This window comes from Janthinobacterium sp. FT14W (assembly GCF_009208755.1).
Lineage (GTDB): Bacteria > Pseudomonadota > Gammaproteobacteria > Burkholderiales > Burkholderiaceae_D > Janthinobacterium > Janthinobacterium violaceinigrum.
The window spans coordinates 74,292-88,346 of record NZ_WFLL01000006.1 but is presented as its reverse complement, the minus strand read 5'-3'; the positions used below and the strand labels follow the sequence as shown (position 1 = coordinate 88,346).

Annotated in this window: 13 protein-coding genes; 5 read left to right on the top strand and 8 right to left on the bottom strand. The window is 63.5% G+C overall.

The window, feature by feature from the left end; translation table 11 throughout:
- Positions 1-93: 93 nt before the first annotated feature.
- The 5 genes from GCN74_RS06515 to GCN74_RS06495 all read left to right on the top strand — a co-directional run bounded on the left by GCN74_RS06515 (position 94) and on the right by GCN74_RS06495 (position 9,458).
- On the top strand, positions 94-2,037 hold the full coding sequence (locus GCN74_RS06515) for a prolyl oligopeptidase family serine peptidase (RefSeq protein WP_152255898.1): 1,944 nt from the start codon (positions 94-96) through the stop codon (positions 2,035-2,037).
- Positions 2,034-6,215: a DEAD/DEAH box helicase gene (locus GCN74_RS06510; RefSeq protein ID WP_152255897.1), complete on the top strand. Its 4,182-nt coding sequence runs from the start codon at positions 2,034-2,036 to the stop codon at positions 6,213-6,215. The genes GCN74_RS06515 and GCN74_RS06510 overlap by 4 nt, the downstream gene beginning before the upstream one ends.
- Before the next feature lie 55 nt (positions 6,216-6,270).
- Entirely contained in the window at positions 6,271-6,759 is a 489-nt protein-coding gene (locus tag GCN74_RS06505) for a hypothetical protein (protein ID WP_152255896.1), read from the top strand.
- A 167-nt stretch (positions 6,760-6,926) separates the two neighbouring features.
- The gene (locus tag GCN74_RS06500) at positions 6,927-8,786 is read left to right on the top strand and encodes a DUF885 domain-containing protein (protein ID WP_152255975.1); all 1,860 of its coding nucleotides are present in this window, start codon (positions 6,927-6,929) and stop codon (positions 8,784-8,786) included.
- A 171-nt stretch (positions 8,787-8,957) separates the two neighbouring features.
- Positions 8,958-9,458: a hypothetical protein gene (locus GCN74_RS06495; RefSeq protein ID WP_152255895.1), complete on the top strand. Its 501-nt coding sequence runs from the start codon at positions 8,958-8,960 to the stop codon at positions 9,456-9,458.
- A gap of 84 nt (positions 9,459-9,542) precedes the next feature.
- Here GCN74_RS06495 and tatC read toward each other — a convergent pair whose 3' ends face one another.
- The 8 genes from tatC to hisA form a co-directional block, all read right to left on the bottom strand.
- Entirely contained in the window at positions 9,543-10,298 is a 756-nt protein-coding gene (gene tatC, locus GCN74_RS06490) for a twin-arginine translocase subunit TatC (RefSeq protein ID WP_152255894.1), read from the bottom strand.
- Positions 10,295-10,828: a Sec-independent protein translocase protein TatB gene (tatB, locus tag GCN74_RS06485; RefSeq protein WP_152255893.1), complete on the bottom strand. Its 534-nt coding sequence runs from the start codon at positions 10,826-10,828 to the stop codon at positions 10,295-10,297. Before tatB ends, tatC begins: the two co-directional genes overlap by 4 nt.
- Before the next feature lie 48 nt (positions 10,829-10,876).
- Positions 10,877-11,113, bottom strand: a complete 237-nt coding sequence (tatA, locus tag GCN74_RS06480) for a Sec-independent protein translocase subunit TatA (protein WP_152255892.1) — start codon at positions 11,111-11,113, stop codon at positions 10,877-10,879.
- 80 nt (positions 11,114-11,193) lie between these two features.
- Positions 11,194-11,565 carry a histidine triad nucleotide-binding protein gene (locus tag GCN74_RS06475; protein ID WP_152255891.1) on the bottom strand — a complete coding sequence of 124 codons (372 nt, stop codon included), beginning with the start codon at positions 11,563-11,565 and terminating at the stop codon, positions 11,194-11,196.
- 16 nt (positions 11,566-11,581) lie between these two features.
- Entirely contained in the window at positions 11,582-11,953 is a 372-nt protein-coding gene (locus GCN74_RS06470) for a phosphoribosyl-ATP diphosphatase (RefSeq protein WP_076569447.1), read from the bottom strand.
- Entirely contained in the window at positions 11,950-12,384 is a 435-nt protein-coding gene (hisI, locus tag GCN74_RS06465; RefSeq protein WP_152255890.1) for a phosphoribosyl-AMP cyclohydrolase, read from the bottom strand. The genes GCN74_RS06470 and hisI overlap by 4 nt, the downstream gene beginning before the upstream one ends.
- A 34-nt stretch (positions 12,385-12,418) precedes the next feature.
- Complete coding sequence (gene hisF / locus GCN74_RS06460) at positions 12,419-13,180, bottom strand: imidazole glycerol phosphate synthase subunit HisF (protein ID WP_152255889.1); 762 nt, start codon at positions 13,178-13,180, stop codon at positions 12,419-12,421.
- A 60-nt stretch (positions 13,181-13,240) separates the two neighbouring features.
- On the bottom strand, positions 13,241-14,014 hold the full coding sequence (gene hisA / locus GCN74_RS06455; protein ID WP_152255888.1) for a 1-(5-phosphoribosyl)-5-[(5-phosphoribosylamino)methylideneamino]imidazole-4-carboxamide isomerase: 774 nt from the start codon (positions 14,012-14,014) through the stop codon (positions 13,241-13,243).
- Between the last annotated feature and the right edge of the window lie 41 nt (positions 14,015-14,055).

The following is a 14,055-nucleotide window of genomic DNA, read 5'->3' as shown; positions in this document are numbered from 1 at the left end:
GTTGTGCCTGCCCTTCCATTATGATGATGCACGCCGCCGCGCTGCCTGACGCCGCCTGGAGGCCCCCTCTTTCCACCACGACACGGAGCCCGCATGACCTCGACCGCATCCAGCACCCCTTATGGCATTTGGCCATCGCCGATCAGCGCGGCCATCGTCGCCGCTGGCGCCTCGCCGCTGACGCAACTGGCCCTGGGGGGCGCGGATGGCGCCGACGTGTACTGGCTGGCCGGGCGCGCCAGCGAAGCGGGCCGCAATACCCTGCTGCGCCAGCGCGGCGCGCGCGTCGATGAACTGACGCCGGCGCCGTTCAATGTGCGCACCCGCGTGCACGAATACGGCGGCGGCGCGTATGCGATTGCCGGCGATACCGTGTACTTCTCGCATTTCGCCGATAACCGCCTGTACCGCGTGGCCGGCGACGGCGCGCCCGCAGCGTTCACCACGGGCGGCAACACGCGCCATGCGGACTTCGTCGTCGATGCGGCCCGTTCCCGCCTGATCGCCGTGCGCGAGCAGCATCCGGACGAAGGCCATGCCCATCCGGAAAACAGCCTGGCGGCCGTCGGCTTCGACGGGCGCGAAACGGTGCTGGCGCGGGGCCACGATTTTTATGCGGCGCCCCGCTTGTCGCCGGACGGCAGCCAGCTGGCCTGGGTCAGCTGGGATCACCCGCGCCTGCCATGGCAAGGCACGGAACTGTGGCTGGCCGACGTGCACCCGGACGGCAGCCTGGGTTCGCCCCGCCTGATCGCCGGCGGCGCGCGCGAATCGATTTGCCAGCCGGAATGGTCGCCCAGCGGCTTGCTGCACTTCGTTTCCGACAGCAGCGGCTGGTGGAATCTGTACCGCCTGCACGGCGCCGACATCGAGGCGCTGTGCCCGATGGAAGCGGAATTTGCCACGCCGCACTGGACTTTCGGCGGCAGCATGTACGGTTTCCTGTCCAGCGACGAGATCGTCTGCACGTATATCCAGGCCGGCATCAGCTACCTGGCGCAATTGAACGTGGCCACGGCCAAGCTGGAGCCGATACCGCACCCGTACCAGGAAATCCGCGAACTGCGCGTGGGCCCCGGCTTCGTGGCCTTGCTGGGCGGCAGCCCCACCATCGCACTGGAACTGGCGCGCATCGATTTGGCTAACCATGAACTGGAAGTGCTGGCGCAGTCGATCGGACAGTTGCCCGCGCTCGCTTACCTGTCCGTGCCCCGCAGCTTGAGTTTTGCCAGCAGCAATGGCCGCACAGCCCACGCCTTCTTTTATGCGCCGAAAAACGATGACGTGCAGGCGCCGGCCGGCACCTTGCCGCCCGTCATCGTCATCAGCCATGGCGGCCCCACCAGCATGGCCAGCAATACCTTGAAACTGGCGACGCAGTACTGGACCAGCCGCGGCATCGGCGTGCTCGACGTCAACTATGGCGGCAGCAGCGGTTTCGGCCGCGAATACCGCGACGCGCTGCGCGGCCAGTGGGGCATCGTCGACGTGGAAGACTGCATCGCGGGCGCGCGCTACCTGGCCGCCAACGGCCTGGCCGACCCCGAGCGCCTGATCGTCCGCGGCGGCAGCGCGGGCGGCCTGACGACCCTGTGCGCCCTGACCTTCCACGACGTCTTCAAGGCGGGCGCCAGCTATTACGGCGTGTCCGACCTGAAGGGCCTGGACAACGATTCGCACAAGTTCGAATCGCGCTACACCGACTACCTGATCGCCTCGCAGCCGCAAGCCGAAGCGCTGTACCGCGAACGGTCGCCCATCCACCACACGGATAAACTGTCGCGCCCGATGATCTTCTTCCAGGGCCTCGACGACAAGGTGGTGCCGCCGCAGCAGTCGCAGCTGATGGTCGACGCCCTGCAGGCGCGCGGCGTGCCTGTTGCCTACGTGCCGCTGGAAGGCGAGGGACACGGCTTCCGCAAGGCGGAAAACATCGCGCGCACCCTGGACGCGGAACTGTATTTCTACCAGCGCGTGTTCGGCCTGCCCGTGGCGGCCGGCGAGCCGCCCGTGCATATCGATAATCTGCCTGCATGAGCGACGCGCACGCCGACCGGCACCTGCTCGACGAATTCGCCGCACTGGAGCAGCACGAGCAGATGATCCTGGCCTTGCTGGCGATCACGGGCGAGCCGGTGGGCAAGCATGCCGTGTACGAACACTTGCAGCGCGCCAATATCGTCGAGCCGGACGGCACGCCGTTTTCCCTGCTGGTGGTGACGCACATGCTGCAGCGCCTGACGCGTCTGGCACTGGCGTCGGAGATCGTGGGACGCGGCTTTGCCTGCGAGGCGAAGCTACGCTGGCCCGCCATGCGCGCCGCCATCGAGCACCTGGTGTTTCGCGACCTGTGCCAGGCCATCGAGCTGATCAATCCCGTGCGGCGCAACTGGGATGGCTATGTGGAATTGCGCAGCTACCGGCAAGGCGTGGCGCGCCTGCGCATCGCCCTCTTGCGCAACGACGAGGTGCGCCACGTGGCCGCCATCCTGGCCGCCTGCATGGCCTGCTATGAAGCGCAGCAGCTGCATCCGCTGATCGAGATTTTCGGCCGCCCGTTCGAGTCGGAAATGTTGTCCTTCGTCATGCCGCAATTGCAGGACGACATACTCGCCGTGCTGCTGAGCAATACGCCCCGCGAGCCGGCCACGGCGCACGCCATCCGCACGTACGCGCGCGCCCACCATGCGCGCCAGGCGGCGGCCGGCGACCAGATCGGCGCGGCCCTGCCGCTGGCCCTGGCCGAGGATGCCCTGCTGTGCGGCGAACTCGACGCAGCAGCCCGCTACCTGGCGGGCCAGCAGGGGCCGCAGGTGCTGTTTATCGACAGCAGCATCGCCCTGTTGCGCGGCGAACATGCGCACGCCGTGGCGGGCTTCGAGACGGCCCTGAAGGGGCTGCGCAAGGAAGCGGGCAAGCGCAAGCTGTGCTTTACGGGCATCGGCGGCCATTTGTATGTGCTGGCCCTGCTGCGCAGCAACGACGCCAAGCTGCTGAAAAATGCGGAAGCCTACCTCGATATCGCGCTGCATGCGCAACCGAATCACGACAGCATCGTCTACCAGCAGCTCAACACCCTGCGCCTGGTGCGCGCCGGCGTGCTGCAGGCGGAAAGCATCCCCACGCGCAGCTGGGAAACGGGACTGCAGGCGCAGCTGTTCCAGGCCTTGCTGTACTACTGGCTGGCGCTACCGCAATTGAGCGAACGCAAGGACCAGCTGCGATCGCTGGTGCAGCAGGCGGACGCGGCCGGCTACGACCTGATTGCCGCGCAGGCGGCCGGCTTGCTGGGCCTGATGAGCGAGCCGCAGCAGGAGCGCTATGCGACGGCCAAGCGGGCGCTACACGGCCTGACGGACATGGCGCCGTGGTTCGAGCGCCAGGAAGCGTGGCAGCGCCAGCTGAGCGCCCTGATCAACCTGCAGCAGAACGCACCCGCCGAAGCCATCGGCGGCGTCTCGCGCCTCGTGTGGCTGGTGGCGTTCGACCCGCGCTTCGGCCTGACGGCCGTGGAAGTGCGCGAGCAGAAACGCGACGCGCGGGGCGGCTGGAGCAAGGGCCGCGCCATGGGCTTGAAACGCCTGGCCGAAGAGGCGGGCGACATCGATTTCCTCACGCCGCAGGACGCGCGCGCGGCGGGCAGCATCGCGCCCTTCAAACAGTATTATTCGTCGGCGCCCCGCTATGAAGTGGAACTGGACAAGGCCGCCGTGCTGCTGGTGGGCCACCCGCTCGTGTTCTGGCTCGACCACCCCGACACGCGCGTGGAACTGATCGCCGGCGCGCCTGAACTGCTGATCAAGTCGCACGAAGGGCAGTTGTGGCTGGGCATGCAGCCGCCGCTGCCCGACAGCGGCAGCAATGTGGTGGTGCAGCGCGAGACGCCGACGCGCCTGCGCGTGGTGCACATCCTCGACGAGCACCGGCGCATCGGCGCCATCGTGGGCCTGGGCCTGTCCGTGCCGCTGCATGCGGAAAAACAGGTGATGCAGGCCATCGGCGCCATCTCGTCCATGGTCACCGTGCAATCGGACATCGGCGGCGGCACCGGGGACGCGGAAGCCATCACGGCCGACCACCGCCTGCACGTGCACCTGCTGCCCTACCAGCAGGGTCTCAAAATGCAGATTCTGGTGCGCCCGCTGCGCGACAATGGCGCCTATTACGCGCCGGGCAGCGGCGCCGAGAGCGTGTTTGCCGACGTGGCGGGCCGGGCCGTGCAAGCGCGGCGCGACCTGAACGGGGAACGCGAAGCGCAGCGCCAGCTCATCGGGCGCTGCCTGGTGCTGGAAGAGGCGGAAGAAGAGCATGGCGAGTGGCTGCTGGGTCAGCCATCGCTGGCGCTGCAGCTGCTGGTGGAATTGCAGGCGCTGGACCCGGCCGGCATGGTCCTGGCCTGGCCCGAAGGCGAAACCATGCGCGTGTCGAAACGCATCGACAGCGGCCAGATGCGCCTGAATATCAAGAGCGACAAGGACTGGTTTGCCGCCAGCGGCGACGTGCAGATCGATGAAGGCAAGGTGATGGATTTGCGCGCCCTGCTCGATTTGATGCAGAACAATAAAAGCCGCTTCGTGGCCCTGGGCGACAACCAGTTCCTCGCCCTCAGCGACGAATTGCACCGCCGCCTGTCGGAGCTGGCCGCGTATGGCGAGGCGCATGCCGATGGCGTGCACATCCACCCGCTGGCCGCCTTCGCGCTGGAAGAGCTGGCCAACGACGCGGGCGGGGTGAACGCCGACAAATTGTGGCGCGAACACTTGCTGCGCCTGCGCGCCCTCGACGATTTTCAGGAGCAGCTGCCCAGCACCCTGCAGGCGGACTTGCGCGACTACCAGCTGGCCGGCTACGAGTGGCTGGCGCGCCTGGCGCACTGGGGCGTGGGCGCCTGCCTGGCCGACGACATGGGCTTAGGTAAAACCTTGCAGGCGCTGGCGCTGATCCTGGCGCGCGCGCCGAACGGCCCCACCCTCGTCGTCGCGCCCACCTCCGTGTGCCTGAACTGGATCAGCGAAGCCAAGCGCTTCGCCCCCACCTTGAACGTGAAACTGTTCGGCAGCGGCGACCGCGCCGACATGCTGGATACCCTGCAGCCCTTCGACGTGGTGGTGGCCAGCTATGGCTTGCTGCAGCAGGAAGCGGCCCTGTTTGCCGGCGTGCACTGGCATACCATCGTGCTCGACGAAGCGCAAGCCATCAAGAATGGCGCCACCAAGCGCTCGCAAGCCGTGATGGCCCTGCAAGGGGACTTCCGCATGGTGGCCAGCGGCACGCCGCTGGAAAACCACCTGGGTGAATTGTGGAACCTGTTCCGCTTCATCAACCCCGGCTTGCTGGGCACGCTCGACCAGTTCAACCTGCGCTTTGCGGGGCCAATCGAGAAAGACCAGGACAAGCGGGCGGCGGCCGGCGCGCGCCTGCGCTTGCGCCGCCTGATCGCACCGTTCATCCTGCGCCGCACGAAGACGCAAGTGCTGTCGGAATTGCCGTCGCGCACGGAAATCGTGCTGGAAGTGGAGCTGTCGCCGCAGGAAACGGCGCTGTACGAATCCTTGCGCCGCGAAGCGCTGGAAAAGCTGGCCATGGTGGAAGGGCCCGCGTCGAAAAAGGCCATCCAGATCCTGGCGGAAATCATGAAGCTGCGGCGCGCCTGCTGCAACCCGCAGCTGGTGGCGCCCGAGCTGGGCCTGGCCAGCAGCAAGCTGGCCGCCTTCGCGCAACTGCTGTCGGGCTTGCTGGAAAACCGCCACAAGGTGCTCGTCTTCAGCCAGTTCGTCGACCACCTGACCCTGATCCGCCAGCACCTGGAGCAGCATGGCGTGACGTACCAGTATCTCGACGGCGCCACGCCCATGCAGGAGCGCAAGCGCCGCGTGGACGCCTTCCAGGCGGGCGAAGGCGACGTCTTCCTGATCAGCCTGAAAGCGGGCGGCATGGGCATCAACCTGACGGCGGCCGACTACGTGATCCACATGGACCCGTGGTGGAACCCGGCCGTGGAAGACCAGGCCTCGGACCGCGCCCACCGCATGGGGCAATTGCGCCCCGTCACCATCTATCGCCTGGTGGCGAAACATACGATCGAGGAAGGCATCGTCGAACTGCACCAGCACAAGCGCGACCTGGCCGACAGTCTGTTGGAAGGCAGCGACGCGGCCGCGCGCATGTCGGCCAGCGACATGCTGGGCATGCTGCAGGAGGGATTGAAAAAATGAACGGGGAAGCCGCGTTCCATGCGATGATCCTTTTTCCCTGTTTATCTCCCACGCCATGACCGATTACATCGCCACCAGCGCCGGCCAGCGCGCCACCTTTTTGTGCGGCAAATCCTGGACCGCCTATGTCAGCACGTTCATCATTGCCGTGCTGCTCTTCTTTGCCGCCCTGCCGCTGGCCTTCAAGTACAACGCGCGCGCCGCCTTCGTGGTGCTGATCGGCTCGGCCCTGATCGTCGGCTACCGCCTGCTGACCATCCGCAGCTATCAGCTGTACTACGACGAGGCAGGCGTGTGGCTGGCATCCGGCATCTTGCCGTGGAAAAAGAAACTGACGGGCGTCAAATGGCGCGACATGGATGAAGCCGTCTATGAAACGAACTTCTGGAGCTGGCTGTTCCAGTCCTACACGGTCAGAGTCAGCCAGCGCTACACGCAGGAAACGGAAATCCACGCCACCGGCATGGCGCGCGGCAAAGATGCCGTGGCGGCGCTGAATGTGCATCACCAAGAGATGCTGCGCGGCAGCGCCATCGTCGTCTAGCGGGGTTGGCAAGGGGGCAAAAAACTGCGCAAACGCAGCAATTAATGCTAATCTTTGGCCGCCCTGGCAAGCAAAGCCCACCTTTCAATAGTTGTTTGTTACTTATATTATCAGTTCATTATTTTCTGATTCGAACAAATAGCAAAATATTCAAGAGATAAACTATGCTGACAAAAAATAAAATTGCGCTCGCCGCATTGATGCTGGCCTTTACCCTGACCCCGGCCAGCGCCGCCAAGAAGCCGCAGAAAAATGGCAAGGCCGGCACCAGCAGCAGCAAGAAAAAAACCGGCGCCAAGAAAGCGGCTGTCGTCACGGCCGCGACGGCAGCCACGGCAGCAGCCGTCGCCAGCGAGAACAGCAGCGACCGCGCGATGAATAACCTGAGCGGCCAGTTCCTCACGGCCCTGTGGCGCCTGGACCCGGAAGGCGCGATTGCCGTCGGCAAGTACGACGGCGCCGCCAACCTGAGCATCCCCGACGCGGCCAGCCGCCAGAAACAGCTGGCCTTCATCGAAGAATGGCTGGGCAAGTTCGGCAAGCTGAATGCGAGCAAGATGTCCGACAAGCAACGCACCGACCTGGCCTTGCTGACGAATAAACTGCAATCGGACCGCTGGTATCTGACCACCTTCCGCGAATTCGAATGGAATCCCGCCCAGTACAACGTGGCCGGCTCCATCGACTTCATCCTGAACACGGAATACGCGGCGCAGCCGCAGCGCCTGCGTACCTTGCTCAAGCGCATCGCCACCGTGCCGCAATACTATGCGGCCGCGCGCGCCAGCATCCATCAACCCACGCGCGAACACACGCAGCTGGCCATCGCCCAGAGCGCCGGCGTGCTCAGCGTGCTTGACGACCTGAACAAGACGGCACAGGCTTCCATCCTGACGCCGGTGGAAAAACAGCTGTACACGGCCCGCATCGCCGCGGCCCGCACGGCCGTGCAAGGCTATGCCGCCTGGCTGACGGAACAGGACGCCGCGCTGGCGCAGAACGGCAACGCGCGCTCCTTCCGCATCGGCAAGGAACTGTATGAACAGAAATTTGCCTACGATATCCAGGCCAGCGTGAGCGCCGAGCAGATGTACCAGAAAGCCCTGGCCGCACGCGAAAAGCTGCTCGAACACATGGATAGCCTGTCCGACGAACTGTGGGTGAAAACCATGGGCGCCACGGCCAAGCCGGCGGACCGCACGGCGAAGATCGGCATGGTGATCGACAAGCTGTCGAGCAACCATGTGGCGCCCGCCGATTTCGTGCCGGAAATCCGCCGCCAGATCCCGGAATTGCAGGAATGGGTGACCAGCCACAACCTGCTGACGATGGACCCGAAAAAACCCCTGGTCGTGCGTGAAACGCCCGCCTACCAGCGCGGCGTGGCTGGCGCCAGCATCGAGGCGCCCGGCCCGTATCGCCCGCAGGACCGCACCTATTACAACGTGACGCCGCTCGACGGCGAAACGCCGGAGCAGGCGGAAAGCAGCTTGCGCGAGTACAACCACTGGATCTTGCAGATCCTGAATATCCACGAAGCCATTCCCGGCCATTACACGCAGCTCGTGTACGCCAACAAGTCGCCGTCGCTGATCAAGTCCATCTTCGGCAACGGCGCCATGATCGAAGGCTGGGCCGTGTATGGCGAGCGCATGATGCTCGAATCGGGCTATGGCAACAATGCGCCGGAAATGTGGCTGATGTACTCGAAGTGGAACTTGCGCAGCGTCACCAACACCATCCTCGATTACAGCGTGCACGTGCTGGGCATGACGGAAGCCCAGGCGCTGGACCTGCTGACGCGCCAGGCCTTCCAGACCCAGCGTGAAGCGACGGAAAAATGGCGCCGCGTGCAGCTGAGCTCGGTGCAACTGACCAGCTATTTCAGCGGCTACAGCGAAATCATGGACTTGCGCGAACAGCGCAAGCAGGCGCTGGGCAGCAAGTTCGTGCTGAAGGATTTCCATGAGCAATTCCTCAGCTACGGCAGCGCGCCCGTGAAAGTCATCAAGGAATTGATGAATTAAGGGCACGCATCCTCAGCTTGCAAAGGGCGCCGCGGCGCCCTTTTTGCATGCGCTTGCGCCGCCGCAAAGCGCCCCGCCCGCCATGTCCTAAGCTGGCATGAAGGCAGGCGCCACCGCTCTCCTCACTGGCAATTGCCGATTTTTCTGCTAGGCTTGGAATCAGGAGCGTCCATGCATATGCCCATCCAGTTCGACACCCTCGATTACGCCAAACGCCTCGCCTCTGCTGGCGTCCCCACGCCGCAGGCCGAAGCCCATGCGGCGGCCTTGGGCGAGGTGCTGGGCTCGGCCGTCGTCGTGCACGGCGAACTGGCGGCGCTGGAGCGCAATCTGCTGGGGGAAATCAATCTGGTGACGCAAAAGGTCGATACCAGGACGCATGCCCTGGATATGAAAATAGATGCACTGGAGCTCAAACTTGACACCCGGATCGATGCGCTGGAGTTGAAGCTCGACACGAAGATCGATGCGCTGGAACAGAAATTCGACACCCGGATCGATCTGCTGGAGCAAAAATTCGACGCCAGGATCGATACCCTGGACCAGAAATTCGACGCCCGCCTCGAGCGCCTGGACTTGCGCCACGGGGCGGACATGAAACACGTCTACTGGATGATGAGCACCCTGATCCTGCTGAACCTGGGCATCCTCAGCAAACTGATGCTGCAGTGAGCGCTCGCCAACATGGCCCGCCATAAAAAAAGCCGCTGCTCCCGAAGAAGGACAGTGGCTTTTGCCTGCGTACCGGCTTGCCGTCTAGGATGCTTCTTCCGGTGCCTGCGTCGCCCTGACAAAGACGGGCGCCACCAGCAAGCCCAGTTCGAACAGCAGCCACATGGGGACGGCCAGCGAGAACTGGCTGACCACGTCCGGCGGCGTGACGATGGCGGCAATGACGAAGGCGCCGACGATCACGTAGGGGCGCACTTCCTTGAGCTTGGCGACGGAAACGAGGCCCATGCGCACCAGGATCACCACCACCACGGGCACTTCGAAGGTGGCGCCAAAGGCCAGGCACATCGACATGACGAAATCGAGGTAGTTTTCGATATCGGGCGTGACGGCGATCGAGGAAGGGGCGAAATTGCTAATGAAGTGAAACACGCGGCCAAAGACAAAGAAATAGCAGAAGGCCACGCCCGCCATGAACAGCAGCGACGAAGAGATGACGAGCGGCGCGATCAGGCGCTTTTCATGCGTGTACAGGCCGGGCGCGATAAACGCCCACATCTGGTACAGCACCCACGGCAGGGAGACGATAAAGCCCAGCAGCAAGGTCACCTTCATGGGGATCAGGAACGGCGACACCACGCCCGTGGCGATCAGCTTGGAGCCGACAGGCAGCGAAGCGAGCATGGGCGCGGCGATGAAATCGTAGATGTGCGAAGCACCGGGCCAGTAAAATAGGATGCCGCAGACAATGGCAAAGCCGATCGAGGCCTTGACCAGGCGGTTGCGCAGCTCGACCAGATGCGAGATAAAGGTTTCTTCCACCGGGGATTTGCTACTCATGAGTAAAAGGAGGAGGAACTGGCACGCGGACGGAAGCGCGCCACGCGGGCCGCCGCCGACTGCACGTGCAGCTTGCCGCCATGGCGCTGCTTGTACCAGCCGGGGATGGCGGAATTGCGCACCAGCTTTTTGCGGCGGAATTCGCGCGCCTTGCGGGCCAGGTCGTCGTTGGTGGCGCGCAGCATGGCTTCATGGGCGTCGTGATGCCCGTCATACGAGCTTGAATCGCCGCGCCAGGCGTTTTCCACCTCGGCCAGGTTGCCGGAAATCGAGTTTTCCACGCCATGCATGGATTTTTCCACGCTTTGCTTTACGGAATGGGCCGCATCCTGCACTTCCTTCTGCAGGTTTTTCAGCTCTTCCAGCTCGATTTCGCGCGAGACTTCGGATTTCACCTGGTTCAGATAGCGTTGCGCGCGGCCATACAGGGTACCGGCCATGCGCGCCACTCTCGGCAACTTTTCAGGGCCGATGACTATCAACGCAACCACGCCGATGATGGCGATTTTAGAGAGACCGAGATCGATCATAAGCGGACAAGGGCTGTTACCGGACGAGGCAAGCGCCCCGCCACGCTATCAGGACTTGTTTTTCTCTTTCGTCTCGACGTCGATGGTGCTTTTGTCGGCCACTTGCGATGGCGCAGCAGGAGGGGTGTTGGCTGCCGCGGCGTCATCGTCGCCCTTGACGCCATCCTTGAAGCCTTTGACGGCCTTGCCGATATCACCGCCGATATTGCCCAGTTTCTTGGTGCCGAAAACCAGCATCACAATGACCAGGACGATCAGCCAGTGCCAAATACTCAATGAACCCATCACATTCTCCTTGCGGGACGGTGCCCGAATAGCGTCAACCAATGCCGGTAGTATACACGCGAACCCGGCGCACGGCGAAATCAGTGCTGGCCGCGCCAGGGGCGGGGGCCGCCGTACACGTGCATGTGCAGGTGATACACCTCTTGCCCGCCGTTCGGGCCGCTGTTGATCATGGTCTTGAAGCCGCCCGAGGGCACGCCATCGGCGTCGTGGCTGACGGCGCAGCCGAATTCGGCCGCGAGCTTCGGCGCCAGGCGCAGCAGCTTGCCCAGCATTTCCGTATGGCTATCGTCGCAGTCGGACAGGCTGGCTACGTGCTGCTTCGGAATCAACAGCAGGTGCACGGGGGCGGCCGGATTGATGTCCTTGAAGGCCAGCAAGTCGTCGTCTTCATACACGATGGAAGAAGGAATTTGTTTTGCAGCAATCTTGCAGAAAATACAGTTATCCACGCGTTCTCCGGTCAGGTCAGTGTTTGTCGGCTTCGCCGGCATCGCGCAGCTCATCCTTGCGCGCCGCCTTTTCTTCCAGGCCGGACAGGCCTTCGCGGCGCGCCAGCTCGTCGAGCACCTGCTGCGGCGTCAGGTCGAATTGCGCCAGCATCACCAGCGAGTGAAACCACAGGTCCGCGCATTCGTACAGGACCTTCGACGGGTCGTTGTCGCGGCGCGCATCCTTGGCGGCCATTACCGTTTCCGTCGCTTCTTCGCCGATTTTTTTCAAAATGGCGTCATCGCCCTTGGCAAACAGGCGCGCGACATAGGAGGTGGCGGGGTCGCCGCCATTGGCCAGCTTGCGCGATTCGATCACGGCGGCCAGGCGCTTTAAAGTTTCACTCATTTCTTGGTTTCCGCGTAAATCGTGTCAGGGTCTTTCAGCACGGGGTCGGTGACTTGCCATTCGCCCGTTTTTTCGTCGCCTTCGAACTTCTGGAAGAAGCACGAATGGCGGCCCGTATGGCAGGCGATGCCGCCCGCTTGCTCGATTTTCAGCAAGACCACGTCTTCATCGCAATCGAGGCGGATTTCCAGCACCTTTTGCGTGTGGCCAGACTCTTCGCCCTTGTGCCACAGTTTCTTGCGCGAACGGCTCCAGTACACGGCTTCGCCCAGTTCCACCGTGCGCGCCAGCGCGTCGCGGTTCATCCAGGCGAACATCAGCACGTCGTTAGTACCCGCTTCCTGCGCGATCACTGGCACCAGGCCGTGTTCGTCCCATTTGACCTTTTTCAGCCACTTGGCATTGCTTGCTACGATGGTTCCGTTTTGCATGTTCTTCTATCCTGCCTGTATTGACTGCTTGTCGTTACGCCAGGCGCATGGGAATGCCCTGCTGCGCCATGAAACGCTTGGCTTCCTGCACCGTGTGCTGGCCATAGTGGAAGATGCTGGCGGCCAGCACGGCATCCGCGCGGCCCACCTTGATGCCGTCGACCAGGTCTTGCAAGCCGCCCACGCCGCCCGATGCGATCACGGGAATGCTGACGGCATCGGACACGCCGCGCGTCAGGCCCAGGTCGAAGCCCACCTTGGTACCGTCGCGGTCCATACTGGTGAGCAAGATTTCTCCTGCGCCCAGGCTTTCCATTTTACGCGCCCATTCGAAGGCGTCCAGGCCCGTGGCGTTGCGCCCGCCGTGGGTAAACACTTCCCACTTGCCAGGCGACACCTGCTTGGCGTCGATGGCCACGACGATGCATTGCGAGCCGTGCTTTTGCGATGCCTCGAACACCAGCTGCGGGTTCGTCACGGCCGAGGTGTTGATGCTGACCTTGTCGGCGCCCGCGTTGAGCAGCCGGCGCACGTCTTCCACCACGCGCACGCCGCCGCCCACGGTCAGCGGAATGAACACTTGCGACGCCACCGCTTCGATGATGTCGAAGATCAGGCCGCGGTTGTCGCTCGAAGCGGTAATGTCAAGGAAAGTGATTTCATCGGCGCCCTGCTCGTCATAACGGCGGGCGATTTCCACCGGGTCGCCGGCGTCGCGCAATTCCGTGAAATTGACGCCTTTGACGACGCGACCATTGGTCACGTCGAGGCAGGGGATGATACGTTTTGCAAGCATGATGGTATCCAGATTGTTGCCAGTCCCGGGCATGCACGCGCACGCCCGGGCCGGACAGGCTTAAACGGCGGCGTCGGTCAGTTCGTCGGCGCGTTCCTGCGCCTGCGCCAGGTCGATCGTGCCTTCATAGATGGAACGGCCGCAGATCACGCCTTCGATGCCTTCGGCCTGGACGGCGCACAGCGCTTCCACGTCGCCGATGTTGTGCAGGCCGCCCGAGGCGATGACGGGGATCTTGACGGCTTGCGCCAGCTTGACGGTGGCCTCGATATTGATGCCGCCCATCATGCCGTCGCGGCCGATGTCCGTGTAGATGATCGACTCGACGCCATACGCCTCGAATTTCTTCGCCAGGTCGATCACTTCGTGGCCCGACATCTTGCTCCAGCCATCCGTTGCCACTTTGCCATCCTTGGCATCGAGGCCGACGATGATGTGGCCCGGGAAGGCGCTGCAGGCGTCGTGCAGGAAACCGGGGCTTTTCACGGCCGCCGTGCCGATGATGATGTAGGTGATGCCCGCGTCGAGATAGCGCTCGATGGTGTCGAGGTCGCGGATGCCGCCGCCCAGTTGCACGGGGATTTCCTCGATGTCGTTGTCCACGGCGAAATCCTGCACGGCTTTCAGGATGGCTTTCACGGCACCTTCGTTCTTCGGCTTGCCGGCAAAGGCGCCGTTCAGGTCGACCAGATGCAGCCGGCGCGCGCCTTGCGTCAGCCAATGGCGGGCCATTTCGGCCGGGTCTTCGGAAAATACGGTGGCAAGTTCCATATCGCCTTGTTTCAGGCGTACGCAGTGACCGTCTTTCAGGTCGATGGCGGGAATAAGCAGCATGGTCAGTGTGGTCTAGAGTGAGTGTGAGGAGCGAAAAAAAG